Annotated in this window: 22 protein-coding genes, 1 tRNA gene and 1 pseudogene; 10 read left to right on the plus strand and 14 right to left on the minus strand. The window is 35.1% G+C overall.

Going from position 1 to position 25,721, the window contains the following annotated elements:
* Window positions 1–8 precede the first annotated feature (8 nt).
* The 5 genes from ACFINW_RS04535 to ACFINW_RS04555 form a co-directional block, all read right to left on the minus strand.
* The gene (locus tag ACFINW_RS04535) at window positions 9–1,052 is read right to left on the minus strand and encodes a DNA polymerase III subunit delta' (RefSeq protein WP_375621258.1); all 1,044 of its coding nucleotides are present in this window, start codon (window positions 1,050–1,052) and stop codon (window positions 9–11) included.
* Window positions 1,049–1,693: a dTMP kinase gene (gene tmk, locus ACFINW_RS04540; RefSeq protein ID WP_375621259.1), complete on the minus strand. Its 645-nt coding sequence runs from the start codon at window positions 1,691–1,693 to the stop codon at window positions 1,049–1,051. The genes ACFINW_RS04535 and tmk overlap by 4 nt, the downstream gene beginning before the upstream one ends.
* A gap of 28 nt (window positions 1,694–1,721) precedes the next feature.
* The gene (locus ACFINW_RS04545) at window positions 1,722–2,885 is read right to left on the minus strand and encodes a D-alanyl-D-alanine carboxypeptidase family protein (RefSeq protein WP_375640796.1); all 1,164 of its coding nucleotides are present in this window, start codon (window positions 2,883–2,885) and stop codon (window positions 1,722–1,724) included.
* Between the two features lie 1,089 nt (window positions 2,886–3,974).
* The gene (locus ACFINW_RS04550; protein WP_375621261.1) at window positions 3,975–4,874 is read right to left on the minus strand and encodes a septal ring lytic transglycosylase RlpA family protein; all 900 of its coding nucleotides are present in this window, start codon (window positions 4,872–4,874) and stop codon (window positions 3,975–3,977) included.
* A 540-nt stretch (window positions 4,875–5,414) separates the two neighbouring features.
* Window positions 5,415–5,490, minus strand: a tRNA-Lys gene (locus ACFINW_RS04555).
* A 1,210-nt stretch (window positions 5,491–6,700) separates the two neighbouring features.
* Between ACFINW_RS04555 and lexA the strand changes: the two genes are divergently transcribed.
* Both lexA and rimO read left to right on the plus strand, forming a co-directional pair.
* Entirely contained in the window at window positions 6,701–7,405 is a 705-nt protein-coding gene (gene lexA, locus ACFINW_RS04560) for a transcriptional repressor LexA (RefSeq protein ID WP_375621262.1), read from the plus strand.
* Window positions 7,406–7,865: 460 nt separating this feature from the next.
* Window positions 7,866–9,179 carry a 30S ribosomal protein S12 methylthiotransferase RimO gene (gene rimO / locus ACFINW_RS04565; protein WP_375640800.1) on the plus strand — a complete coding sequence of 438 codons (1,314 nt, stop codon included), beginning with the start codon at window positions 7,866–7,868 and terminating at the stop codon, window positions 9,177–9,179.
* Between the two features lie 532 nt (window positions 9,180–9,711).
* Here the strand turns inward: rimO and ttcA are convergent.
* From ttcA to ACFINW_RS04585, 4 genes and pseudogenes are all read right to left on the minus strand, one after another.
* Window positions 9,712–10,587, minus strand: a complete 876-nt coding sequence (ttcA, locus tag ACFINW_RS04570) for a tRNA 2-thiocytidine(32) synthetase TtcA (RefSeq protein WP_375634106.1) — start codon at window positions 10,585–10,587, stop codon at window positions 9,712–9,714.
* A 267-nt stretch (window positions 10,588–10,854) separates the two neighbouring features.
* Window positions 10,855–11,472 carry a 30S ribosomal protein S4 gene (gene rpsD / locus ACFINW_RS04575; RefSeq protein ID WP_273722651.1) on the minus strand — a complete coding sequence of 206 codons (618 nt, stop codon included), beginning with the start codon at window positions 11,470–11,472 and terminating at the stop codon, window positions 10,855–10,857.
* A 170-nt stretch (window positions 11,473–11,642) separates the two neighbouring features.
* Window positions 11,643–12,470, minus strand: coding sequence for a glutamate racemase (gene murI, locus ACFINW_RS04580; RefSeq protein WP_375640802.1), 828 nt, complete (start codon window positions 12,468–12,470; stop codon window positions 11,643–11,645).
* A pseudogene (locus ACFINW_RS04585) lies at window positions 12,463–13,300 on the minus strand (RNA methyltransferase). The gene murI and the pseudogene ACFINW_RS04585 overlap by 8 nt, the downstream one beginning before the upstream one ends.
* 302 nt (window positions 13,301–13,602) lie before the next feature.
* On the opposite strand from ACFINW_RS04585, the gene sfsA reads away from it, so the two are divergent.
* The 3 genes from sfsA to radC are packed head-to-tail and all read left to right on the plus strand — an operon-like array spanning window position 13,603 to window position 15,954.
* Window positions 13,603–14,319: a DNA/RNA nuclease SfsA gene (sfsA, locus tag ACFINW_RS04590; protein ID WP_375640803.1), complete on the plus strand. Its 717-nt coding sequence runs from the start codon at window positions 13,603–13,605 to the stop codon at window positions 14,317–14,319.
* Window positions 14,312–15,142, plus strand: coding sequence for a type I methionyl aminopeptidase (map, locus tag ACFINW_RS04595; protein WP_375629859.1), 831 nt, complete (start codon window positions 14,312–14,314; stop codon window positions 15,140–15,142). Before sfsA ends, map begins: the two co-directional genes overlap by 8 nt.
* A 17-nt stretch (window positions 15,143–15,159) precedes the next feature.
* Window positions 15,160–15,954, plus strand: a complete 795-nt coding sequence (gene radC / locus ACFINW_RS04600) for a DNA repair protein RadC (RefSeq protein WP_375621267.1) — start codon at window positions 15,160–15,162, stop codon at window positions 15,952–15,954.
* Between the two features lie 44 nt (window positions 15,955–15,998).
* Here radC and ACFINW_RS04605 read toward each other — a convergent pair whose 3' ends face one another.
* From ACFINW_RS04605 to ACFINW_RS04620, 4 genes are all read right to left on the minus strand, one after another.
* On the minus strand, window positions 15,999–16,211 hold the full coding sequence (locus ACFINW_RS04605; RefSeq protein ID WP_375621268.1) for a DUF3126 family protein: 213 nt from the start codon (window positions 16,209–16,211) through the stop codon (window positions 15,999–16,001).
* A gap of 618 nt (window positions 16,212–16,829) precedes the next feature.
* Window positions 16,830–17,603, minus strand: coding sequence for an alpha/beta fold hydrolase (locus ACFINW_RS04610; RefSeq protein WP_375611926.1), 774 nt, complete (start codon window positions 17,601–17,603; stop codon window positions 16,830–16,832).
* The gene (locus ACFINW_RS04615; RefSeq protein WP_375621269.1) at window positions 17,600–18,112 is read right to left on the minus strand and encodes a DUF192 domain-containing protein; all 513 of its coding nucleotides are present in this window, start codon (window positions 18,110–18,112) and stop codon (window positions 17,600–17,602) included. The genes ACFINW_RS04610 and ACFINW_RS04615 overlap by 4 nt, the downstream gene beginning before the upstream one ends.
* A gap of 251 nt (window positions 18,113–18,363) precedes the next feature.
* A complete protein-coding gene (locus ACFINW_RS04620; RefSeq protein ID WP_273791031.1) occupies window positions 18,364–18,939 on the minus strand; it encodes a cold-shock protein in 576 nt (191 codons plus the stop codon).
* 324 nt (window positions 18,940–19,263) lie between these two features.
* On the opposite strand from ACFINW_RS04620, the gene ACFINW_RS04625 reads away from it, so the two are divergent.
* From ACFINW_RS04625 to ACFINW_RS04645, 5 genes are all read left to right on the plus strand, one after another.
* Complete coding sequence (locus tag ACFINW_RS04625; protein ID WP_375621270.1) at window positions 19,264–20,397, plus strand: ABC transporter substrate-binding protein; 1,134 nt, start codon at window positions 19,264–19,266, stop codon at window positions 20,395–20,397.
* Window positions 20,398–20,511: 114 nt separating this feature from the next.
* Complete coding sequence (locus ACFINW_RS04630) at window positions 20,512–21,588, plus strand: branched-chain amino acid ABC transporter permease (RefSeq protein ID WP_375621271.1); 1,077 nt, start codon at window positions 20,512–20,514, stop codon at window positions 21,586–21,588.
* On the plus strand, window positions 21,588–22,646 hold the full coding sequence (locus ACFINW_RS04635) for a branched-chain amino acid ABC transporter permease (protein ID WP_375621272.1): 1,059 nt from the start codon (window positions 21,588–21,590) through the stop codon (window positions 22,644–22,646). Before ACFINW_RS04630 ends, ACFINW_RS04635 begins: the two co-directional genes overlap by 1 nt.
* On the plus strand, window positions 22,643–23,425 hold the full coding sequence (locus ACFINW_RS04640) for an ABC transporter ATP-binding protein (protein WP_375621273.1): 783 nt from the start codon (window positions 22,643–22,645) through the stop codon (window positions 23,423–23,425). The genes ACFINW_RS04635 and ACFINW_RS04640 overlap by 4 nt, the downstream gene beginning before the upstream one ends.
* On the plus strand, window positions 23,412–24,122 hold the full coding sequence (locus ACFINW_RS04645; protein ID WP_273791026.1) for an ABC transporter ATP-binding protein: 711 nt from the start codon (window positions 23,412–23,414) through the stop codon (window positions 24,120–24,122). The genes ACFINW_RS04640 and ACFINW_RS04645 overlap by 14 nt, the downstream gene beginning before the upstream one ends.
* A gap of 94 nt (window positions 24,123–24,216) precedes the next feature.
* Here the strand turns inward: ACFINW_RS04645 and gatA are convergent, their stop codons facing one another.
* Window positions 24,217–25,701: an Asp-tRNA(Asn)/Glu-tRNA(Gln) amidotransferase subunit GatA gene (gatA, locus tag ACFINW_RS04650; protein ID WP_375621274.1), complete on the minus strand. Its 1,485-nt coding sequence runs from the start codon at window positions 25,699–25,701 to the stop codon at window positions 24,217–24,219.
* Window positions 25,702–25,721: the final 20 nt, after the last annotated feature.

Here is a 25,721-nt window from a genome sequence, read left to right on the forward strand (position 1 = left end):
CGGAAAAACTAATTCTCATGAATGATCTTATGAACTTTAAAAAGTAAGTTAATAACAAACTGCTTTTTATCGAGATTAAACAGTTGTATTTCCTCTATTTCTTGATGAATCTCCTGCCATTTTTCCGCATATTTTTTTGAGAGAAATAAGTCTCCCTTTTCAACGAGCATGATAGCTTTTTTTTGAATTTTATTAAGAATTTCATCACAAAATTGTTGAAATTGGAATGTAGAAGAAGCAGATGAAAATGTTTGTGCAAGAGTATGTACAATTGTTGCGTTACAAACAGGTTTCTCTAGGAGAGCATCAATTGTTTTAATAATTTCAAGACCGCCATGGCAAATAAGTAAAGCGGCTTTTCGAGGGCTTCCTTTAGATTTTTTAATAATCATTTCAATTGTTTTTTCATCAGGTAAATCCTGATCGGCGAAAATATGTATAATAACTTTTTTCATTTCATCGTTATTCAACGGACGAAAAGAAATTTTTTGACACCGTGAATGGATTGTTGGAAGCAATTTTCCTGAAGAATGTGCGATAATAACAAATAACGTTTTTGTAGGTGGTTCTTCAAGTATTTTGAGAATTGCATTTGCTGCATTTCTATTCATATCATCTGCAGAATCAATAATAACAATACGCCATCCATTATCTTGCGATGTTCGACTTAAAAAATGCATAATATCACGGATATCATCAACGAGTATTCCTGTTTTAAACTTTTGCGTTTTCACATCAAATCGACGTGAAATATACAAAAGACCAGGGTGACTTCCTTGTGTAATTTGGCGCCATGGGGTAGAATAAGGATCGGGTTTGAAGAAAGAACTCTGTTGAAAACTTAAAATGTTCCAAGCAAGATGAAAGGCTAATGTAGCCTTTCCAATCCCGTATTCTCCTTCAAATAATAATGCATGATGCAAACGCTCTTCTTTAAGCATTTGTGTCAAAAAATGACGCACATCCTCATGACCAAAGATAACATTGTTCTGGGATGGTGATAAAATTGTATCAATATCATCATATTGGCGTAAGGTATTTAAATTACTCATGAAAGCTGATCCAACAATACCTGATGACAAATATTTTTTATTTGATGAGCAATAGCTTCCACTGAGCCAGTGGCATCAATGACTCGAAATCTATGGGGTTCTTGTTTGGCCAATTGAAGAAAAGCCTTACGTCTTTGTTCTTGAATTTCCAACTGATCTTTTTCAAAATAATCAATTTCTTCTGTTTTTTTTCTTCGTAAATTTGCACGCTTCATACCACACATTGCTGGCATATCTAATAAAAATGTTAAATGAGGCAAAATACCATTGAGCGCAATACACTCTAAAACAGAAAGAAGAGAAGAACTGACTCTATTATTGAGTCCTTGATAAACGCGTGTAGAATCAATAAAGCGGTCACATAAAACGATTTTACCTTTTTGCAAAGAAGGTGCAATAACTTCATGAAAATGGTCGACGCGTGCAGCTGTAAACAAAACAGCTTCAATCAACGGTCCATACTGTCGCGCCTGCCCCGACAACAAAATATGCCGGATTGCTTCTGCTCCTGGCGTTCCTCCTGGTTCTCGTGTTGTAACAACATCATAACCTTGGTGAGAGAGAGACTCAGCAAGTAAAGAAATCTGCACCGTTTTTCCTACCCCCTCCCCTCCTTCGAATGTAATAAAATAACCTGACACGTATGACCTTAACCTTATTAGCGCGTAACTACAAATATTTCCGTAACCATCCAATTGTTATTTCATAGAATGCATTTTTTACTTTTGCAAAGAAACTTCCTTCCTGAATATTCATTCCGGCAAAAACTGGTTTTTCCAGAAGAACCTTTTTATCTTCTAAAATTTGAATAACACCAACTGATTGCCCAGAAACGATGGGGGCTTTCAATGGACCATGATATTTAATTTTTGCTTTAACATTAACTTCTTTTTCATTGGAAAGCATAAAACTTATCGGTTTTTTGACAATAAGTGGGACAAAACTTTTCTTTCCACCATAAACAGAAGCAAGACCAACCGTTTCTTCTTTTGTGAAAATTGTTTTGAGATCAAATGCCGTCATCCCCCATTGAAGAATGCGTTCTATTTCTTTTGTATATTTTTTACCATCTTGCAAACCATTGATTGCTAAAAAAAGACGTCGATGATTTTTAGAAATGGTGGCAACCATTGAAAAACCTTCTTTTTCACTGTAGCCAAAACCAAATCCTTCTACACCAATTTCCTTAGAAATAAGAGGGTTTTTATTACGTTGAAAAATATTATTCCATGTAAAATGAGGCTCACAATAAAGTGCATAATAATCCGGATATTTCTGAACAATATGACGTGCTAATATAATCATATCACGCACAGTTACAAATTGTCCCTCTTCCGGTAGCCCTGTAGCATTAACAAAATGACTCTGAGATAATCCGATTATTTTTGCGCGCTGATTCATCAGTTTTACAAAATGATCTTCATGTCCTGATATTCCTTCAGCAAGAATAATAGCAGCATCATTTCCATTCACAATAATTAAACCACGTAAAAGATCAGAAACACTGATTTCTGTCTTTATCTTTGCAAACATAGTGGTTGTACCGGAAGGTGCTCCACCTTTGCGCCAAGCATTTTCACTGACCTTGAATTTCTGCGTACTTTTTAATAATCCTTTTTTTAATTGATGAAATACAACTTCTGCTGTCATCAATTTTACTAATGAAGCAGGAAAAAAAGGAATATCACTTTGTTTTTCATAAAGTATTGTCTCTGTATCATCATCGAGTAATAACAGTTGTGATGCGGGAGTTTGAAAATCTTGTGCTCTCCCCCACATATCAAATGCCAATACTCCCCATAATATCAATAAGATCCTTAATGCTGTATACATAGCTGCTCCTCCCATCCCAAAGATCAACATAAAGAATCTTATATAGGAAAAAACTTTTTGATTTCTGAAAATTGAGGAATTATTTACAACTCATAAAAAGATTTTATTTTCATTTAGCTTTAGAATATATAATATGACACGTTTTTTATCTTCCATGTAGGTTCAATTTAACATTTTAAATGTATGAGAGACAAAAGATTTTTTCCTATTTTTATTGATAGTATTTTGATTTGTTATGATAAATTATCATTTTAAAATTGAAGCTAACTCAAAATACTGTAAGATTCTCTCATCTCCTCTTCTCATATTGAATTCATTAAAAATCGCTTACTTACGGGTCATAAGTAGGGTTCGTATATGGATAAAAATTATTAAAAAAGAGAGTAAAAATACTTCTTATAAACCTCTCAAGTGTTAAGAATTATCGCACAAAACATTGGGGATTTGCAAAGTGTATGATGGTGTCGATTTATATCTTCATAAGAGTAAAGATGCTGATGTCTAAAGGCGTTAACAGTTATACCATTCACAGGCGCTGTCGCAAAATAGGCTTGTAGCGTGTTAAAGTATGTCTCTTTTAAATAAGTCCATGAATTGGCAATGTAAGTGTATTTTGTTTGAGACGCTCTGTTTTTCGTGAGGGAACTTACTCCATTAAAGAACATGATAAACAAAAGCATGAGATAATGCATAATCTTTTCATAAGATATTACCGTAGATACTTTAGAAAGATGCAAAGCCGAATCAAAATAAAATATTTTTTTACTTGTTAAGCTTTTTATTCCTCTCAAATCGATTGTACAAGTTGTTTTAGAGATTACACAAACAGACTGACACAATAATTTACCTTCGTCTAGCAAAAGCTATTACAGCAAGAAAAGTACGCGCTTTATTAAGCAAGCAATATCATAAAACGACGAATAGACCAGCAATGGAGTGAAAAGGCCGTACTGAATTTATAATAACAGAACCCAACCATGCTTTTTGAAAAGGACAAAGCGCTTTAAGATAAAAATCCTACACTAAATCCGTAATTTCTTACCTTTTTTACTAGAAAATTATATAGATAAAAAATCAATGCATTTTTTCTTAAAACAGTTGTAGCCAATTAACCTTTGTTTTTTTGTTTAGCTTATTTATAGAAGCAACTTGATCGAATGGTATCGGCTTATCAACCATGATAGGACCAATTTCTGGCAATTTAACTGCAACAGTTTTATTACGTTGTTCTTGTTCAACAGCAGCAGCTTTAGCTAAGTCTTTTTTGTTCCTTGTATTGCGCTGCTCTTTTAACAAAACAGTTTCTCTTTTTTTCGCAATATTTTCCGACGCTAATGAATATGGGGCAGCATTTCCAGGAGTATAAGAGGACATTAAATATGCACCATCATAATAGCCAACAGGTGCTTCAGCAATATATTCTACTTTAACATCTGCGACCCCCCTATCTACATACCCCAATATTGCCGCAGCTTGCTTTGATAAATCAATGATTCTGTCTTTCATAAAAGGTCCGCGATCATTCACTCTAACAACGATTGAAGATCCATTTTTCAAATTAGTAACACGAGCATAACTAGGTAAAGGCATTGTAGGATGAGCAGCAGTCAAAAGATTCATGTCATAAATTTCACCATTGGCAGTTAAACGTCCATGAAAATCTGAACCATACCATGATGCTTCGCCAACACGTTTATAAGTTGGATCACTTTGAGGATAATACCACTTTCCTTTTATTTGATAAGGTTTACCAACAATCGCTCGTCCACGCTTTTTTTCTTCCGATTGATTCTTCTTATTGGAGACTTGTTGAGGTAGTACAGAAGTGTTTACGTTAATTGGTTTATTATGATAGGAATCTTTTATTGAAAAATTCATAGTTTGGCTTGCGCAACAAGATACCAGTGACTGAGAAATGACGATCATAGAAAACAATTGAAGTGTTGGTTTAATCATAAAAGTAATTTTCTTTTTTCTATTTGAAGGCATCTATTCAGTCCACTTATTTCTGTTAAGTACTACTTGTAAAAACCACGTCACGCTTTTTGTACGCAACGGAAGAATTTACGTTTTTAAATGATTCCCCTCACGCATATACCACTCTTGAATTGGCCCCTTCTATCAAGAAATTAACGTATTGTTAACCTTTTTATGGTTTTCATACAAAATAAATGTACTATACTAGATGTTAAAAAGATTAAAATTTAAACAAATCAACATCTTATAGAAAATTCATATTCATAATATAAGTGTGAATAAGTGGTGATTTTAGCAACTGTTTTGCGAATCATGTAATGCAGTGGGTATTAAAAAACCACCTATGGATTGAGAAAATTAGAAACCGCATGTGCTGCCAACGCAGGTACAACCCTATCCGCAAGTTTGTTGAAAATGGAGACAGCATAGCACTGCTCTATTCTAAAACAGCTGATAGAAAATGACAGGCTATAGAATCAATAAAAACTTCAAAAAGAATCAAAACAAAAAAGATTCTTAAACTTTTTATAGCCTATTGATATTACTTAAATTTGGTGAGCGCGCAGGGATTCGAACCCTGGACCTACTGATTAAAAGTCAGTTGCTCTACCAGCTGAGCTACGCGCTCTCACACAAGCTATCTAGTTTTCACACTATCTAATTTGTAGAAAGTGAAGGGAACATACGGTTGACTTTCCATTAGGTCAACACCTTTTGAAAAAAAATATTATTATTTTCTTCAGTTATCAATAATTTTCCGTTTTCGCCCCTTTACTTCATCATTGTATAAGTACTCTTTAATCTTCTTTTTGAAGTTTCAATAAAGGAAAAATTTTACTGTAAAATATTGCATAGATTCGAAGCGTTAAAATTATGAGAAATACCCCTTTCCCCTCACATGGGTTGTTGAGCATAATGGGTAGAGAAGAAAAAATACCTTTTATTATAATATTATTTTTATATCTTTATATTTTAGTGTTCAATTCTCAAATATGAATACAGATTTATAAGATAATATATTGATTTATAATAATTTATTATTTTTCACTTGAGTGAAAATTCTCAAATACTGTAAGTTTTTCTCATTTCAAATCTTTTTTATATTGAAACAATAAAAAGCATTTTCTTGATCGATATAAGCGAGAGAATAAAACTATAAAAAAGAAATGAAAATACCTTTTATGCCTCCTTTCAACAACCAAAAATTATCGCAACATTAGGGTTCATGAAAATAGTATATAGCGGTTGACACGTTAGACTTGAAAATGGAACAATGAGCAACAATGGCTTTGAGAGTATGATTTTTATTCATGTATAATGAATATATAACGAAAGCCAATTTATCCTATAGAATCAAGTAGATATGAAGCAAAAATTTAGTCTCATTGAAAATATCCCGAATGACTATAAATTATGCTCACTATTAGAGCTGTAGATAATTTTACTAAGAATAAAAAAGCAGAAATAATATGCAGTATGCAAAATTATTTTAAGTGTTTTGAATATATAGAATGCCTTCTAATTAACTTTTTTATATCAAAAATTACAAAATACGTAGATATATTTTTAGAAGAAAAGGATAATACTAGTCACAAAATTTAGTGTTGGATAATTCAGTCAGAACTATAAAGTATATATATACATTATTTAATATTAATGTATATATGCAGTATATAAATAACAATTTAAATATATCTATAAATAAACATATTTATTTATTAAACGATAAGATCAAAAACAAAGAAAATAATTTTGATTTGGCGATAAAAATTGTAAAAGTGCTATATATACATGTATTTTTACTTTACTAATTTTTATTATTTTGATTGGAATATTGAATGTTAACATGTAAACAATATGAGCTACTCTTGTTTATTCATAACCATATAAAAGAAACTGGTGTTCCTCCTTCTTTTGAAGAAATGAAAAATGCATTAGAACTTTCTTCAAAGTCTGGTATTCATAAGCTCATTATAGCCTTAGAACAACGAGGTTTTATACGTCGCTTGCCCAATCGTGCTCGTGCTGTGGAGGTGATTCGACTTCCTGAGAAAATAACATTTAACCTTTCTTTAGCACGTAAAATTTCTCCCAGTATGATAGAAAGAAAGAAAAGGGAAATATCAAAAAGCTTGAGTCCCTTTGATGAAGAAGAAAAAAAAAATATCACCATTCCTATTATGGGACGTATTTCTGCGAGCGTACCCGCCTCTGCTATACTGCAACAAATAAACAGCCTTTCTCTTCCACTCGATATGGTTAATACAGGTGAGCACTACGCATTAGAAGTTAAAGATGATTCTATGATGGAGGCTGGTATCCTTGATAAAGATACGATCATTGTGAAACGTCAAAATACAGCAATAACAGGTGAAATTATTGTTGCGTTTATTGATAAAAAAGAAGCCACATTAAAACGTTATCGACGCAAAGGAGCTTCTATTGCATTAGAAGCCGCAAATCCTCATTATGAAGTACGGACATACGAATCCGAGCGTATAGAAATACAAGGAAAACTTACCGGACTTATTCGCAAATATTAAAAAATAAACCTTATAGTACGCGATAGATATCGCAGTAAGAATCTGTTGAGTATTTTTTTATTGTGCCACACGCAATTGACTTCTTCTCCACAGTCAAAGGATGGCCCCAATTCAGTTTATAAACAATCCAGATCCTTATCGAGCGGGTTTCACTTTCCCTTCCCTCCATGTTCTTCACTTAATGCAGGGCTTGACAAGTAAGTTTTAAAATATTCACCACGTACTTTGAAAAGAACTTAAATGCTTTGAAGGAAGCTGCCTTATATCATCATCCTCAATAACGGAATTTTACGATATAATAAGACAAAATTGTATGCATGCATAAAAACACATAAAATTTTGTAGAAAAAAATCAAATAACTTTGTAACAGATTGTATTGCATAGGTATAAAAATAAAGAACATTATTTTTAAATTAATAAAAGCGCAACTCAATCATTCATAGTAATTGTAGGATCATCATGGTAGCACCTCGTATTAGTTTTGTCTCCCTCGGATGCCCAAAAGCACTCGTAGATTCTGAGCGAATTATTACACGCCTTCGCTCTGAAGGGTATGAGATTTCACGTCAACATCAAGGAGCTGATGTCGTTATTGTGAATACCTGTGGTTTTCTTGACTCGGCAAGGAGAGAATCATTAGCCAATATTGATGAAGCTCTTAAAAAAAATGGAAAAGTTATTGTAACGGGGTGTCTTGGTGCTGATCCTGATGCTATTCGCCAAACATATCCTAATGTATTGGCTATTACAAAACCGCAAGCTTATGAAAGCGTTATAGAAGCTGTTCATACAGCAATTCCTCCTGTTCATGATCCTTTTCTTGATTTAGTTCCTCCCCAAGGTATTCGTTTAACACCTCGCCATTACGCCTACTTAAAGATTTCTGAAGGATGCTCTAATCGGTGTAGTTTTTGTATCATCCCTACACTGCGTGGTGATCTCACTTCACGTCCCATCAGCGATGTTCTTCGTGAAGCTGAAAAACTCGTGCAAGCGGGTGTAAAAGAACTTTTGGTTATTTCACAGGATACGAGTGCTTATGGTGTTGATCTTAAATATCTCGAAAATGCTTGGAAAGATCGTACAATCAAAACTAAATTCTTTGATCTTTGTCGCGAACTAGGCGATATGGGTATTTGGGTACGTATGCATTACGTTTATCCTTATCCCCATGTTGATGAAGTTATCGAACTTATGGCTGCAAAAAAAATTCTTCCTTATCTGGATATACCTTTTCAGCATGCATCACCAACTGTTTTGCGTCACATGAAGCGTCCCGCACTTATGGAAAAAACAAACCGTAGAATTGAAAAATGGCGGAAAATATGTCCAGATCTTACTTTGCGATCAACATTTATCGTTGGTTTTCCTGGTGAAACGAATGAAGATTTTAATATACTTCTAGAATGGCTAGAAGAAGCAAAAATTGAACGCGCGGGGTGCTTTAAATATGAAGAAGTAAAAGGAGCTGCCGCAAATGATTTGGGATTAGAAAATATTCCTGAAGAGGTGAAAGAAAACCGCTGGCATCGTTTTATGGCAAAACAACAACAAATTTCTACACATCTTTTAAAGAAAAAAATTGGAAAAAGACTCCGAGTGCTTATCGATGAAAGTCAAGGAAAAGTTGCCAAAGGACGTAGTCAGTACGATGCTCCAGAAATAGATGGTGTTGTCCATATATCATCACGACGCCCACTGCGTGTTGGTGAATTTGTCACCGTTAAAATCGAACAATCGGATGCCTATGACCTTTATGGTATAGCAGTTTAAAAATTTAACTCCTTCCCTGTCCTCAATGATGAAGATTTCTATCAGCATTGGTTTATAAAAAAGCGACTTTTCATAACAAGAACCGATCATGTGACTTACTTCATGAGAATTTACGAGCAATCCTTATTCTGAATGTTTGCTATACACTCCCAAAATACCAAGCAGTTATATATTCTCTTAATTTAATGCCTTAAATGAGCTTTAAATGGCGGTGACGGCGGCGCAAAAGAATAAAATCCACAAGGCTCACCATTTTTAATTAACAAAAGAGCAAATCGACAACCTTACTATTTTCCCATTTTTCATATTACGACAGTCATTGGTTAGTGAAAGGAAACTTTTTTCAAGAGTGTTTTATGCACACAAGAATTTCCTTTGTGATATGCAAACGGATGTTTTTTATGGAAGCAATATAAGAGAATTTGAAACAAAACAATCTGACGATATTTAAATGAAAAAAAATAAATTATCATTATAAATAAGTCTCTTATCTTAAACTCTTTAAACTTATTTTAAAAATATCTAATTTTTATTAACACGTTTTAAAATCAAAGAATTTCTTATCAAGCAAATGACTTGGGCGTACATTTGTTAAAGCGCGAATCATCGTATCTTTACGTCCTGGCATTTGTCTTTCTATATTTTTCAGCATTTCTTTCATTGCATTACGTTGTAATCCATCTTGACTACCGCAAAGATTACAAGGAATAATTGGAAATTGCATTTCTTGAGAAAATTTTTCCATATCTTCCTCAGCAGCATAAACAAGAGGACGTAATACAAAAAGATCTCCTTCATCATTTTTAAGTTTTCCAGGCATGGCAGCTAATCGGCCACCGTGAAACAAATTCATAAAAAATGTTTCTAAAACATCATCACGATGATGACCTAAAACTAATGCAGAACATCCTTCTTCACGTGCAATACGATAGAGATTACCACGTCGCAATCGAGAACAAAGTGAACAATATGTCTGCGACTCTGCCAATTTATCTGTAACAATGGAATAAGTATCCTGATATTCAATACGATATGGAATTTTATAAGAACTTAAAAAGTCTGGAAGAATATGCTTAGGAAATCCTGGTTGCCCTTGATCAAGATTACAGGCTAGAATTTCAACGGATAAAAGACCTCGCCACTTTAAGTCTAAAAGAAGCGCTAATAAACCATAAGAGTCTTTTCCACCCGATAAAGCAACAAGCCATTTTTTCCCTGTAGAGAGCATAGAAAAATCATCCAAAGCTTGTCGCATATGACGTAAAAGCCGTTTGCGCAATTTATTAAATTCTACGCTTGAAGGAGCAACACGAAACATTGGATGACAATTATCTGCTTCGCTTATTAAAGGATCATCTCTCCCTTTGTTTTCTTCTATTGCCTGATATTCAACTGAAACATCATTCATAATACCATATCCTGCACAATAAACGGTTCGTTTTGCAAAGATAAAAACAAATATTAAAGCAAGCTTATATTTATGTTTTTTGAATTTATAAATTAGATACACAAAAAAGAAATGGAACTATACAAATTTATGACTATAAAACATAGCAATAAACTTAATATAGAACCATTTACAAAAAGAACTTATTAACTTCAAATATTGTAAGAATAACACAATATTTTGAAGTTATCATAATAGAAGAGAGAAACAATTTCTCTTACAGAAAAATTATCGAGAATAAAATTCAACAACCAGATTAGGTTCCATTTGCACAGCATAAGGAACATCTGCAAAAGCAGGAATACGTGTAAAGGTTGCTTTCATCTGTTTATGATCTGCTTCAATATAATCAGGGACATCACGTTCTGCCAATTGCACTGATTCTAACACTAAAACAAGTTGTTTCGATTTTTCCCGAACCTCAATAACATCACCGGGTTTACAACGATAAGATTGAATGTTTGTGCGCCGCCCATTGACATTAACATGACCGTGATTGATAAATTGGCGAGAAGCAAAAATCGTAGGTACGAATTTTGCACGATAAACAACAGCATCCAAACGTGATTCTAACAGACCGATAAGATTTTCGCCAGTATCGCCCCGTCGACGAGCTGCCTCTTCATAGGTTTTATGAAATTGTTTTTCTGAAATATCTCCATAAAACCCTTTCAATTTCTGTTTAGCGCGCAACTGAACCCCATAGTCAGAAAGTTTTCCTTTACGACGCTGTCCATGCTGACCTGGACCATAATCACGACGATTGACAGGAGATTTTGGACGCCCCCAAATATTTTCTCCCATACGACGGTCAATTTTATACTTTGTTGTTTCGCGTTTACTCATCGCATTTCCTTATAAAATAAAACACGAGATCTTAAGACCCCAAGGAAACGCGCCCTCCTCTGCCTTTAAATACTAAAGACTGACAGAATACCTTAACATATCAATATGCAAAGTTATCCACGGGACACGTCAATTAATGCTATTTTCTTGAAAAAATAGCTAGATCATCATTATTGGTCTCGTAACCCAAAGTCAACTCCTTTCATGAGTTTTAAGCCAAATCCTTTAAACAAATTCTCCGTTAAAGAAGTGATATTTTTCGATGTCAATAACGCAAAATCTTGATATTTCTTTATATATTGATGGTGTATCTTTCCCGACAATGGTAATAAAGATCTGATATGTTTGGCGATCGCTTTCGCCGGATCAATCCACTCAACGGACCATAAAGCATGATCACGAAAGAAATTAATCAAAAAAGGATAATGTGTGCAGGCTAAAACAATAACATCCGTATATTGTCCATTTTTTTCCACAAAACATGGCAGGATTTCTTTTCTTAACTCTTCTGAATCGATAGATTTTCCCCGTAAATAATCTTCAGCAAGTCCAGCTAGCTTTTTACTTCCCACAAGCTGAACATGACACTGTCCAGCAAAAGAGTTAATTAATTCATTTGTATAAGCACGTTTAACTGTTCCAGGAGTCGCTAATACGGAAATAAAACCAGATTTTGTTTGTTCAGCAGCTGATTTAATTGCAGGAACCGTTCCTACAAAAGGGACATGAGGAAAATTCTGTCGTAAATCTGCTATCATCAGTGTAGAAACAGTGTTGCAAGCAATCACACATAAAGCTGGATTGTAACGTGTTAAAATATTTTTAAAAATCTTCAAAATACGCTCTTTCAAAATATTTTCTTTCCAATTTCCATAAGGAAATCCTGCATCATCAGCAACATAGATAAATTGCATGTCAGGGATAAGAATACGCGCTTCCCTGAATACTGTTAAACCACCAATACCGCTATCAAAAAAAAGAACAGGTCGTTCATCCATTAGTTTTCACACTTATTTTTAATTTTTTTACGATCACGCTCTTCCGGTGCTCTACTCCCTCGTGGATATTGTGGCGAAAAATGATCCAAAGAAGATATAATGCCTCGCAATAAACGAACCTCAGGTTCACTAAAGTTAGCGCGCGTAAAAACAGAGCGCAAATTTGCAAGCATTACTTCTTTACGTTCTGGTGGTCTAAAATACCCACGGATATTCAAAGCCTCTTCTAACTGAGATAAAAAACCATGGAATATTGTTTTATTTGCAGGTTCCATCTCTGCTGCACGAAATGCCGTATCGCTGACATTCTCTAAACCAGTTTTCATCCATTCGTAAGACATTAAAAGAACCGCTTGCGCAATATTAAGTGACGCAAAAGCAGGATTAACTGGAAAAGTAATAATTTCATCAACAAGGCTGATTTCATCATTTTCTAGTCCCCATCTCTCTCTTCCAAAGACAATCCCAGTCTTATGTCCGATACTTTCACGCTGACGTAATACGCTTGCTGCTTCGACAGCACTTTTTACAGTTTTAAATCCACATCTTTCACGTGCTGTTGTGGCAAAAACATAGTGTAAATCTGCAATTGAATCACGCAATGTGTTAAAAATCACAGCATTGTTAATGACATGATCAGCTTTACTTGCAGCAGCTCTAGCTTTTTCATTTGGAAACATTTCTCGAGGATTGACTAATCGAAGCTTAGAAAGTCCAAAATTTGCCATTGCCCTTGCGACCATACCAATGTTTTCAGGAAGCTGCGGTTCAACTAAAATAATAATGGGACCATTTGTTAAATTTTCACGATTCCTATTCGTTCCTGCCATCAATTTTACCTAGTTTCACTTAAACTATCTCCCTCTCCACTATTTTTACGAAACCTTTTTCACAATACTCTAATGCTGTTTAATAATAAATTATAGATAATCTATCTTTTCATTCAAAGATAATAGTTTCTAAACCTAATAATAAATTTTAAAAGCCATTAAAGTGAACGATGGAATTTATAACAATTTATATAAGATATCGTAGCGTTTTTTACATCAATTTTATCTTTTTTAATAGGGAACAGTCCCTATAAATCATAATCTCAGTTGAATTATGAAATCATAAATCCTAAAAAAGGGATATGCACTTTATTCCCAAACTTTTTCCTGCAAAGCTTATCCGTCGTTATAAACGTTTCCTTGCGGATGTTCAACAAGATGATCAGCATGTCCTCACCGTGTCTGTACCTAATACAGGATCAATGCTTGGATTAACAGCTTTCAATACCAATATTTGGCTTTCTTATCATAACAACATCAAACGAAAATATGCCTATCAATTAGAAATTATTGAAGCCGATAATACTTTGGTTGGCATTAATACGTCTTTACCCAATAAACTTGCGTTAGAAGCAATTCAAAACGGATTACTACCAGAATTAAATGGATATAAAACAATTTTAAAAGAACAACGCTATGGGACACAATCACGAATTGACTTTCTTTTACGTGATGACATTCTTCCTGATTGTTACCTAGAAGTCAAAAATGTTCATTTTATTCGTCAGAAAGGATTAGCAGAATTTCCTGATAGCGAAACAAAACGTGGTGCACGTCACCTTGATGAGCTCATAAGAGTTGTACAACAAGGAAAACGAGCTGCTATGCTTTATATTATTCAACGAGAAGATTGCTCAGCTTTTACAATTTGTCATGATCTTGATCCACTCTATGGACGTAAGTTTGATTTAGCATTAAAATCAGGAGTAGAATGTTATGCTGTAAAGTGTCATGTAAGTGTAGAAGGCATTTTTCCGATTCAGAGAGTAAAAATAGAAAATAGAAGAAACAATGACTGAGTATATCGAATATAATAAAATCCCTTTAAAATTTAATGGAAAAATCCGCATTTTCGATGATTATGCTTTTGCTAAAATGCGTGAAGTTGGTCGTATTGCTGCAGAATGCCTTGATGCGCTTACAGATATTATTAAGCCGGGCGTTACTACGCAAGAAATAGATGATTTTGTATTTATTTTTGGAGCTAAGCGAGGAGCACTTCCTGCTGATCTAAATTATCATGGATACAGCCATTCATGCTGTACATCTATCAATCACGTTGTCTGCCATGGCATTCCCAATAAAAGACCTTTGCAAGAAGGTGATATTGTAAATGTTGATGTAACCTTTATCCTTGATGGTTGGCATGGGGATTCAAGCCGAATGTATCCTGTTGGAAAAATTAGGCGTGCAGCAGAACGCTTGCTAAAAATAACCTATGAAAGTCTTATGCAAGGAATCGCTGTCGTTAAGCCTGGAGCAACGACAGGTGATATTGGGGCAGCCATTCAACAGTATGCAGAATCTGAACGCTGTTCAATTGTGAGAGATTTTTGCGGACATGGTATCGGCCAACTTTTTCATGATGCTCCCAATATCCTCCATTATGGAAATCCTGGAGAAGGAATTGAATTAAAACAAGGTATGATGTTTACAATTGAGCCTATGATTAACCTTGGTAAACCACAAGTTAAGATTTTATCTGACGGTTGGACTGCTGTTACCCGTGACCGCTCTCTGACAGCACAATATGAACATACAATTGGTGTTACAAATGAAGGGTATGAAATATTTACACAATCTCCTAAAAATATTTTTTATATTCCAAATTCCCATACCTAACGCAATGTAGAGATGTTATGGCTAAAAAATTAAATCAAAAGGAAGGTACTCAAAGTAATCACTTTGCATTAACATCGAGTTTTCCACTCACCCCAGTATCAGAAAGAAAAAGTGAAGAGCCTCAGAAAAACGCACAGCTTCATAAACATTATCAAGGCCATCGTGAACGTCTTCGGAAGCGCTATTTAAAGTCAAAAGGAAATGCAATTGAAGATTATGAATATCTTGAATTATTGCTTTTTCGCACAATACCCCGTGCAAACACAAAACCCATAGCTAAAAATTTGATAGCACGTTTTGGTTCATTAGCTGATGTGTTGGGAGCGGATATTCACCGACTTCAAGAAATTCCAGGATGTGGTCCCGCCACTGCAGTTGATTTAAAAATTATTTCAGATGTTGCTGGACGTCTTGCTCGTGCGCAATTGTTTAAGCGCGATATTTTTTCATCATGGGATAAAGTGTTAGCTTATTGTAAAGCTGTTATGGCTCACGAAACACGTGAACAATTTCGTATTTTGTTTCTTGATAAGAAAAACGGCTTACTTGCTGATGAGGTGCAACAAACTGGAACCATTGATCATACCCCTGTTTATCCTCGTGAAGTTATTTCTCGAGCTTTAGAGTTATCCGCATCAGGACTTATCTTAGTCCACAATCACCCTTCTGGCGATTCCACACCCTCTAATGCAGATATAACAATGACATATAGATTAAAAGATGCAGCAAATGCATTAGGCATTATTATCCATGACCATCTTATTATTGCACGAAATAACCATACGAGTTTTAAAGCGTTAAAACTTATATAAATCTTATGGGATAAAAAAGACTTCATTCAACTATGAATAACGAATCAATTTTCTAAATCAATATCTAATATAGCCATTGAGAAATTATAGGAGAGCTCATCTTCATCTTCATCTCGATAGATAATGCCTAAAAACTCATCTCCCATATAAACCTCACAAGAATCACTCTTTTTAGGCCGTGCTCTGACTTGCAATGCTGAGTTTTGGAATATATTTTTAAAATAATTATCAAGTTTTTTTATTTCATCAGCATTCACTATGCTCTCCTGTTTTTTTGAAACGATTAAAATAATTGCGTGTCGTGCAAATAAGACACTCTTATGATTCTGTAAAGTCAGTAAAAAAGCATAATCTGAATATTTACTTAATATTACATATATTCACAACGTTCTTTATACATTCATAAAGAACGTTTACAAAAGGAGTCTATCATTATTAAATATACCCGTATAGATTAAAAAATGGCAAAAAAACTGTATATTTTTAATAATTTTACTTTATCTCCAATTTTAGCCTCTGTATTTAAAATGCATATTCGTAAGAATAAATTGATCAATAATTTATAATTTTGTTTATTTTATAAAAAATATAAATAAAAATATTTTTTTATTTAAAACTACATTTTTTAGCAAAAAATATTTATTACATCATTCGAAAATAATTCTTTTTAATAACCTTTAAAGTATAATTATCTAATCTTAGAAGAATTACGTCTCTGGAAAATATACAAAATAAGCTAATAAGAGTTTATTTTTCTTTTCATTTTTTATAAAAACTTACGTCACAACAAAAAGATTTTTTAATAAGCTTTTTTCAATTTATACGAAATAAAAATATTGGGTATTTCTGTAAATTCTAAAAGCTATGAAGAGTTCTTATTTTATAGGATAACGAGAAAGAAAATCGATAACGCCTTTTTTATAAACTTTATCGCCTACAGCAAGCATATGATCTCGATCAGGAATTGATAAAGCTTCACCACAAGGCAACAAGGCTGCCAATGGCTCTGCATCACCACCAATTTCATCTAATGAACCAACGGCAACAAGTGCTGGTTGTTTGATTTTGTAAACTTCAGACGCCGTTAACTCCTGTTTTGATGTAATGATACAAGCAGCAAGAGCACGCCTATCGCTTTTCGTTTGATCTGCAAATTTACGGAACATTAAACCGCGCGTATTGGTAATAGTGGAAATATCTTCTGCTAAAAGGGCCTCAGCAACAGGCTCCCAATTTCCTGCTCCCGTCACCATACCAATACCTAAACCACCAAAAATAACACTGTGTACATATGTTGGATGCAAAAGAGCCATGAAAGCACTAATACGAGCCCCCATAGAATATCCCATAACATGGGCTTTAGATAACTCTAAATGCTGCAGTAACTTTACTGCGTCGCCAGCCATAGCTTGAGGTGTATAAAAGATAGGATCATAACTTTTAACTGAATCTCCGTGACCGCGATTATCAAGAGCAATAACACGATATCCTGCTTCAGTGAGAATACGAAACCAACCCGTTGCATACCAATTCACCCGTGCAGAAGATCCAAAACCATGGATCAACAAAATAGGCGCGCCCTGCCCTTCTTCTCGATAAGCAAATCGCAAACCATTATATTCAAAAAAACGAATATCTTCAGCGGTCATTTTTTATTGCACTTTCCACAAAGTACAGGATGAATAACACGTTGTCCTTTTTGTATCTTTTTTTTAGAAACTTCACCAGCGTTAATTTCAAGTGCAAAAGCTGCAGGAACTTCTGATGAAATGGTATTTGTTGAAAGTGGAGAAGTATTTTCAATAATCGATACAATAATTCCCTCAGAGTTTAAGAAAATCATATCTAAAGGTAAAGGCGTATTTGCCATCCACATAAAAATTTTCTGCTCATCTCCCGATCGAGAACTTTTTAGCTGCTTAAAGAGCATTGCACGATCGCGTGGAAAATCAGTTCGATACATTAAACCAGCTGCTGCTTGAGATGGCGTAAAAGCAATCTCTACCTTATAAAAAACCGGACCTTGCTTTGTATGTATTTCTAAAGGAACCGGATGCACAGGAATCTCTATGGGCTCCTTTGCTACAACAACACGCATATCTAACATAAAAAGCATCACCAATAAAACAATATGCCCCTTTTTAAAAGGCTTTAACATTCTTGTCTCCACCACAGAAAAATTTTAAATTTTGTTTCTAAAATAAAAAGTACCAGAGTTTAAAAGTCAAAAAACAAGAGGATTGCTTCCTTGTTATTTTCTAGTTTTTTTCAACGTAATATGCGAAATTTTCTTCATTTGGTTTATGGATTAACGAGAGCCATATTTTCTTTAAAAATCTACCTCTATAGCAATTTACGGAATAACCATCTTTAAAAATATAGAAAACACACTGATTTCACTCGTGAAATTCAATGCGTAGCTAAAGGAATGCCTATGTCCGGATAAATCTCTGCTGTCATTAAACCTTTTTCTCCTTTACCAAAACGTACAAGAACAACTTGGCCGGAACGAAGCTCTGCTAAACCAAAACGGCGCAATGTTTCCATATGAATAAAAATATCTTCTGTTCCTTGCCCTCGGCTAAGAAAACCGTATCCTTTGTCACGATTAAACCATTTAACAATTGCTCGTTCTAGTCCACTTTCTGGAGTAACAACAACATGGGTACGGGCAGGAACTTCTGATGGATGAATTGCTGAAGAACAATCTATGGATTTCACCTGAACGCACTTTAACCCTCGTTCAGTTTTTTCCACAGCACAAATGACTTTAGCTCCCTCTAAAGCTGTTTGAAAACCATCCCTTCGCATTACCGTAACATGCAATAATATATCTGGAAAATGAGGTAAATCAGGTACAATAAATCCATACCCCTTACTACCATCAAACCACTTAATGACACCACTGATTTCGATAATCTCCCCACAAGCACCTATACTATCCTCAGATGGGGAACAATCCTTTAATGCATCCTTACTCGTCATAATAACGTGATCCTGTAGCTTATAAATTGTACGATATTGATTCTCTAGGTTTAAGTAAACATTGCTCTTGTATCAACACGCAAGCCCCAAGATAAGATTTCCCCACATTGTCGTATCTTCTATGTTAATGTCAGAGAATATCAACATGAATATTTATAAAACTATTTGATTGTACACTTTACATACCTTACAAGGAGTGCCCTACAAAAGAGGTCATATACAAAGTTTTTTTACATAATGATATTTTGATTAATGTGTAACTTGCATGATGAAGAAGTTCAATATAAGGTGAAAAAACGACAATTCAATTAAGGAAAATGCGCAATGCAATTGAAGAAAATCCTTACGATAATCACAGCATTTATGGCATTTACAGCAAATGTTTATGCGAGTGAACCTATTAAGATTGGTGTTTATCTTCCATTAAGTGGTCAAAATGCATTTGGAGGGCAGCTTGAAATTAGAGGTATAGAATTAGCCCATAAAAAAGTTCCAGAAATTTTAGGACGTAAAGTGGAACTTGTTATTATTGATAATAAATCTGATAAAGTAGAAGCGGCTAATGCTGTTATGCGTTTAACAGCAAGTGAAAAAGTGAGTGGAATCATTGGTAGCTATGGTTCTTCACTTTCGTTAGCAGGTGGTGAAATATCTGAAAAGGCAAAGACTCCAACCATTGCAACGTCCTCAACAAGTCCCCTTGTTACACAGGGTAAAAAATATTACTTTCGTGCTTGCTTTATTGATTCCTATCAAGGAGTAGGAATCGCAACTTATGTAAGCCAAACTTTACACGCAAAAAAAGCTGCTATCCTTAAAGATATTTCAAGCGATTATGCCATTGGTCTTGCAAGTTATTTTACGCGTGCTTTCAAAAAATTAGGTGGTGAAGTTATCTCAAATTTAAATTATAATTCTGGAGATCAGGACTTTTCAGCTGTTCTCACGCAAATTATCGCCCAGAAACCTGATATCTTATTCATTCCATCTTACTTTTCTGAAGGTGCTATCATCATGAAACAAGCACGAGAATTAGGGGCGAAGTTTCAAATTATGGGTGGAGATGCTATGGATAATCCAGAAACCATTACGATTGCAGGAAAAGCTGCAGAAGGTTTCTTACATACGACACTTCCCTATAGTGAGGATATGCCAAATATGTCAGTAGCTGCGCAAGAATTCACAAAAGAATGGAAAAAAGCTTACCCAGACAAAGAGCCAAATATCAATTCTGTTTTGGGATACACGAGTTATATGATGTTCATGAAGGCTATTGAAAATGCTGGTAGCACTGATCGTGAAAAAATTACTATCGCACTTAGCCAATTAAAAGATTTTCCTACCCCCTTTGGGGATATGTCAATGGATGAAAATCATAATCCTAAAATTCCTATTGGTATCATTAAAATACAGGATGGAAAACGTGTTTATTTAGAAGAAGTTAAACCTGCTTTTTAATTAAAAAGTTTTACTTACTAAAATGCAAGAATTGGTTGAGGATTTTTTTCTCAACCAAAAACTTAGAAATTTCTTATTGTCCTATGTAAATTAACAAATGTGGAAGGATGAGAGATGAGCACTGAAATGTTCATCCAGTACTTTTTTAATGCACTGGCATTGGGATCTCTTTATGGGCTTATTGCTATTGGCTACACCATGGTCTACGGTATACTGAGACTCATTAATTTTGCTCACGGTGATATCTTTATGCTGGGAGCATACTTTGTTTTCTTTTCCACAATTGGCTTTATGCCTGCGTGGGCAGCTTTTCTTCTTTTGTTCCTTGCTGCTCTTGTTTATTATTCGGTCTTTATAGGCTTTAAAAGGCGTCCTCCAATTTATTGGATTGCTGCTTTTTTAATTCTTGCGCTAGGATTTGTTTATTATTTTAAAATTTCCCCGCAAGACTTTACACCGATTTGGGTTTTAGCTCTTTGTTTTTCCATTTTTATTACAAGTGCTGTGGGTGTTGCTGTTGATCAATTTGCTTATAAACCTCTACGCCATGCTCCGCGTATTTCGGCACTTATCGGTGCAATTGGTGTTTCTTTTTTTATTGAAAATCTTGCTACTGTACTCTTTAGTGGTGTTCCGAAAGGTGTACAACAGCCAGACTTTCTTGTAACACCATTTTTATGGCATCTAGGATCAGGAGCAGATGGTATCATCAGAATTGCTCCCATGTCTCTGATCGTTCCCTTTGTGTCATTAATTCTTATTTTATTACTGTTATGGATTATCCATAAAACAAAACCGGGTCTTGCTATGCGCGCAATCTCCCATGATATTGAAACAACACGTTTGATGGGTGTGTCTGTCAATAAAGTTATTGCGCTTACATTTGGAATAGGCTCAGCTCTTGCCGCCATAGCTGGCATTATGTGGTCTTTACGTTATCCTCAAATTCAGCCTTATATGGGTGTTCTTCCTGGTCTTAAAGCATTTATCGCTGCTGTTATCGGAGGTATTGGTTCGATACCAGGTGCAATGTTGGGAGGATTATTATTAGGGTTTATTGAAATTATGATTATCGCATTTTTCCCCGCGCTATCTGGGTATCGAGATGCCTTCGCTTTCATTTTATTGATTCTGATTCTATTGATATTACCCACAGGATTAATGGGTAAAAGAAATCAGGAGAAAATCTAATGGCAAAGTCAGCGACAACTGTTTTATCGTGTATAAGTGTTTTAGTTCTCATAGGTTTTTTATTTTATGCTGATAGCCATTTTAATGACTATACGCTTCGTATCATCAATCTGATTGCTATTAATGCGATATTGGCAATTTCGCTTAATTTGATTTATGGTTTCACAGGTATGTTTTCTCTTGGACATGCTGGATTTATGGCTATTGGTGCTTATGTTTGCGCAATTTTACTTCTTTCCCCTGAACAAAAAGAAATGATGTGGATTCTTGAGCCTATTGCTGAACCATTATATCATTTACAGTTACCTTTTTTTATCGCTGTTGTTATAAGTGGTTTGTGTGCTGCTGTTGTAGGTTTATTAATTGCTTTACCAATATTGCGTCTTGGTGGCGATTATCTTGGAATTGCAACATTAGGTTTTGCGGAAATTATTCGCATTGTCATTACGAACGCAACATCGCTCACAAATGGCTCTTTGGGAATCAAAGGAATACCTCAAAATGCAACATTATGGTGGAACTATGGTTGGCTAGCATTTACAGTTCTCTTTATTGTCCTCTTACTGCAAAGTAATACTGGTAACGTATTACGTGCTATTCGTGATGATGAAATAGCTGCGAAAACTATGGGAATAAATGCTTTTTTCTACCGTAGTTTTTCCTTTACTGTTGGAGCATTTTTTGCAGGTATAGGTGGCGCATTAATGGCGGCTCTTATTTCAACCATTGATCCCAAAATGTTTAATTTTCTTCTGACTTTTAATATTTTAATGATTGTTGTTGCTGGTGGTCTCGGTTCAATTACAGGGAGTATTATTGGCAGCATTATTATTACAGTCATGCTTGAATGGCTTCGTATTATTGAAAGTCCATTTGACTTAGGTTTTATACATATTCCAGAAACCCCAGGGCTTCGTATGGTTGTTTTTTCTCTTTTATTGCTGGTAATTATCTTGTTTTGGAGAAAAGGGTTAATGGGACAACGAGAATTTTCATGGAATGGAATTTATAGCTTTTTGACACGCAAAAAGCTTTCTAATACTGAGAGAAAGCTATGAACGACAATATCCTTTCACTCAATAATATTGTAATGCGTTTTGGCGGATTAGTTGCTGTAAATAATGTTAATATGGCAATTAAACGAGGAAGTATTACTGGATTAATTGGTCCCAATGGTGCTGGAAAAACAACAGTTTTCAATATGATTTCTGGATTTTATGCTCCTACAAGCGGCACCATTCTTTTTGATGAGAAAAAAATTTCTGGAGCGTCTCCTTATATTATCTGTAGAAGCCATATTGCCAGAACATTTCAAAATATTCGTCTTTTCTCAGGGTTAACGGTTTTGCAGAATGTTATGGTAGGAGCGCATGTTCGACAAAAATATCCTTGGTTTTCGTCAGCTCTCTTTTTTTCAAAAGCAATAAAAGAAAAGAAGGAAGTTTATAAAAATTCCTTGGAGCTCCTTGAACAGCTACAACTTGATCATCTTGCCAATCAATCGGCAACAGCTTTACCTTATGGTGTGCAACGACGTCTAGAAATTGCGCGTGCGTTAGCCACAAAGCCCAAATTGCTTCTTCTTGATGAACCTGTTGCTGGCATGAATCCACAAGAAAGTGAAGATCTTAGAAAATTCATAGCAAAAGTGCAAAAAGACTTTGATCTTACAATTCTTCTTATTGAGCACGATATGAAAGTGGTTATGGGGCTTTGCCAACATATTTTGGTTATGGAATATGGCTGTTGCATTGCCAGTGGTACACCAGATGAAATTCGTAATAACCCTAAAGTTATTGAAGCTTATCTTGGCGGAGATGTTTATGGATATTCTTAAAATAAAAAATCTTTATGTTCATTATGGCGCCATTAAAGCTGTCCAAAATCTTTCTATGTCCATAAAGCGGGGCAGTATTGTCACTTTAATTGGAGCCAATGGTGCAGGAAAAAGCAGTATTGTACGTTCTATTACAGGGCTTAATCGCTCTGTTTATGGAGAAATTACCTATAATGGCAAATCTATTATAAAAAAATCACCAGAAGAGATTTTGCGATTAGGGATTGCTCTAAGCCCTGAAGGACGACGTATCATGCCCCATCTCACTGTTTTAGAGAATCTTCATCTAGGCGCTTATATTCGTCACGATAAGCAGGGAATTTCCCGTGATATTGAATGGATATTTGACCTTTTTCCGCGCCTACGTGAAAGAGCAAAACAGTTGGGAGGAACAATGTCAGGTGGTGAACAACAGATGGTTGCTGTGGGCCGTGCACTCATGAGCAATCCTGATATGGTCATATTAGATGAACCCTCGTTGGGGTTAGCACCACTTCTCGTTCGAGAAATTTTTTCGATTATTCGAAAAATTAATGATATGGGAAAAACTGTTCTTCTTATTGAACAAAATGCATTTGCTGCACTTTCCATAGCTGACTATGCTTATATTTTAGAGGTAGGACATATTTTATTTCACGGTGAAGGAAAAACTATGCTCTCTGATTCGCGTGTTAAAGAAGCCTATCTTGGTGGGTAAGACTACGAATTAAGGAAATAGAGCTCATCCCTCCACCTTTTAAAAAAGCATTTCTTATTAAGGATGAGAAATGCTCCTTTGTGAATTTTGACTATTACATCCACCATTTTTCTGCACTGAATATTCCTGCTTCTTGTTCAATAATGTGCGCTATCTGAAAAATGACTTCTTCAGAAAAAGGTTTACCAATCAATTGCAATCCTAGAGGTAAACCATTTGATGACAGACCAGCAGGAACAGAAATTCCTGGTAAACCAGCCATATTAACTGGTACCGTAAAAATATCATTAAGATACATTGCTACAGCATCATTTTTTATTTTTTCATCAGCAATACCAAAAGCAGGTGTTGGTGTTGCTGGTGTCAAAATAGCATCAATGCCTGAAGCAAAACATTGATCAAAATCACGTTTTACGAGTGTTCTTACTTTTTGAGCTCTTAAATAACAGGCATCATAATAACCTGATGAAAGAACATAAGTCCCAACCAGAATGCGCCGTTTGACTTCATCACCAAAACCAACAGAACGCGTATTTTCATACATCTCAATGATGTCTTTTCCAGGCATGCGCAAACCAAAACGCACACCATCATAACGCGCTAAATTAGAAGAGGCTTCTGCAGGAGCTATAATGTAATAAGAAGGTAGAGCATATTTTGTATGGGGCAAAGAAATATCTTTAATCTCAGCACCTGCTTCTTTTAACCAATTTATTCCTTTTTGCCAAAGCTCAATAATTTCTGGAGACATTCCATCCACATGATATTCTTTTGGAATACCGATTTTCATTCCTTTGATTGATTGACCAAGATAACTTTCATAATCAGGAACTGGTAAATTGACGGAAGTAGAATCTTTTTCATCAAAAGAGGCCATTGATCTGAGTAAGATAGCACAATCACGAACATCTCTAGCAACAGGTCCAGCTTGATCAAGAGATGAAGCAAACGCGACAACGCCCCATCGCGAACAACGTCCATAAGTTGGCTTTATTCCTACAGTCCCAGTAAAAGCTGCTGGTTGACGTATTGAGCCACCTGTATCGGTTGCAGTTGCACCAGCACAAATTTGTGCAGCAACAGCGGCTGCGGATCCCCCCGAAGAACCACCGGGTACGAGTTTTTCATTTGAGCCTTTTTTTCTCCATGGACTAATAACAGGACCATAATATGATGTTTCGTTGGATGAGCCCATAGCAAACTCATCCATATTAAGTTTTCCTAACATCACAGCACCATCTTGCCATAAATTAGCCGTGACAGTTGATTCATAGTGCGGTTTAAAACCATCAAGGATATTTGAACAGGCTTGAGTATGAACACCATAGGTTGCAAAAAGATCTTTAATCCCCAAGGGAATTCCTTCCAAAAGCCCTCCCTGCCCTCTCGCTAAGCGACTATCTGATTCAGCAGCCATTTTCATTGCCTGTTCTGCTGTTATTGTTACATAAGCATTCAAAACTGGATTAGCTGATTCTATTGCTTGTAAATAAGCTTCCGTTAATTCTGTTGCTTTGAGATTTTTCTTTATTAAAGCATCACGAGCTTGCGCAATTGTGAGAGTTGTTAAATCAGTCATATTGGTTCTCAAATTTCAAA

The sequence above is a fragment of the Bartonella sp. AA18HLJMS genome (genome assembly GCF_042197245.1).
Lineage (GTDB): Bacteria > Pseudomonadota > Alphaproteobacteria > Rhizobiales > Rhizobiaceae > Bartonella.

Excerpts from the sequence above, each read along its gene's own strand:
- murI (WP_375640802.1), bottom strand. The coding sequence starts at position 12,470 with ATGGATGAACGACCTGTTCTTTTTTTTGATAGCGGTATTGGTGGTTTA.
- rpsD (WP_273722651.1), bottom strand. The coding sequence starts at position 11,472 with ATGAGTAAACGCGAAACAACAAAGTATAAAATTGACCGTCGTATGGGA.
- ACFINW_RS04615 (WP_375621269.1), bottom strand. The coding sequence starts at position 18,112 with ATGTTAAAGCCTTTTAAAAAGGGGCATATTGTTTTATTGGTGATGCTT.
- ACFINW_RS04620 (WP_273791031.1), bottom strand. The coding sequence starts at position 18,939 with ATGACGAGTAAGGATGCATTAAAGGATTGTTCCCCATCTGAGGATAGT.
- map (WP_375629859.1), top strand. The coding sequence starts at position 14,312 with ATGACTGAGTATATCGAATATAATAAAATCCCTTTAAAATTTAATGGA.
- ACFINW_RS04610 (WP_375611926.1), bottom strand. The coding sequence starts at position 17,603 with ATGACCGCTGAAGATATTCGTTTTTTTGAATATAATGGTTTGCGATTT.
- ACFINW_RS04640 (WP_375621273.1), top strand. The coding sequence starts at position 22,643 with ATGAACGACAATATCCTTTCACTCAATAATATTGTAATGCGTTTTGGC.
- ACFINW_RS04630 (WP_375621271.1), top strand. The coding sequence starts at position 20,512 with ATGAGCACTGAAATGTTCATCCAGTACTTTTTTAATGCACTGGCATTG.
- rimO (WP_375640800.1), top strand. The coding sequence starts at position 7,866 with ATGGTAGCACCTCGTATTAGTTTTGTCTCCCTCGGATGCCCAAAAGCA.
- ACFINW_RS04635 (WP_375621272.1), top strand. The coding sequence starts at position 21,588 with ATGGCAAAGTCAGCGACAACTGTTTTATCGTGTATAAGTGTTTTAGTT.
- ACFINW_RS04625 (WP_375621270.1), top strand. The coding sequence starts at position 19,264 with ATGCAATTGAAGAAAATCCTTACGATAATCACAGCATTTATGGCATTT.
- radC (WP_375621267.1), top strand. The coding sequence starts at position 15,160 with ATGGCTAAAAAATTAAATCAAAAGGAAGGTACTCAAAGTAATCACTTT.
- sfsA (WP_375640803.1), top strand. The coding sequence starts at position 13,603 with ATGCACTTTATTCCCAAACTTTTTCCTGCAAAGCTTATCCGTCGTTAT.
- ACFINW_RS04645 (WP_273791026.1), top strand. The coding sequence starts at position 23,412 with ATGGATATTCTTAAAATAAAAAATCTTTATGTTCATTATGGCGCCATT.
- ACFINW_RS04535 (WP_375621258.1), bottom strand. The coding sequence starts at position 1,052 with ATGAGTAATTTAAATACCTTACGCCAATATGATGATATTGATACAATT.
- ACFINW_RS04550 (WP_375621261.1), bottom strand. The coding sequence starts at position 4,874 with ATGCCTTCAAATAGAAAAAAGAAAATTACTTTTATGATTAAACCAACA.
- gatA (WP_375621274.1), bottom strand. The coding sequence starts at position 25,701 with ATGACTGATTTAACAACTCTCACAATTGCGCAAGCTCGTGATGCTTTA.
- ACFINW_RS04545 (WP_375640796.1), bottom strand. The coding sequence starts at position 2,885 with ATGTATACAGCATTAAGGATCTTATTGATATTATGGGGAGTATTGGCA.
- lexA (WP_375621262.1), top strand. The coding sequence starts at position 6,701 with ATGTTAACATGTAAACAATATGAGCTACTCTTGTTTATTCATAACCAT.
- ttcA (WP_375634106.1), bottom strand. The coding sequence starts at position 10,587 with ATGAATGATGTTTCAGTTGAATATCAGGCAATAGAAGAAAACAAAGGG.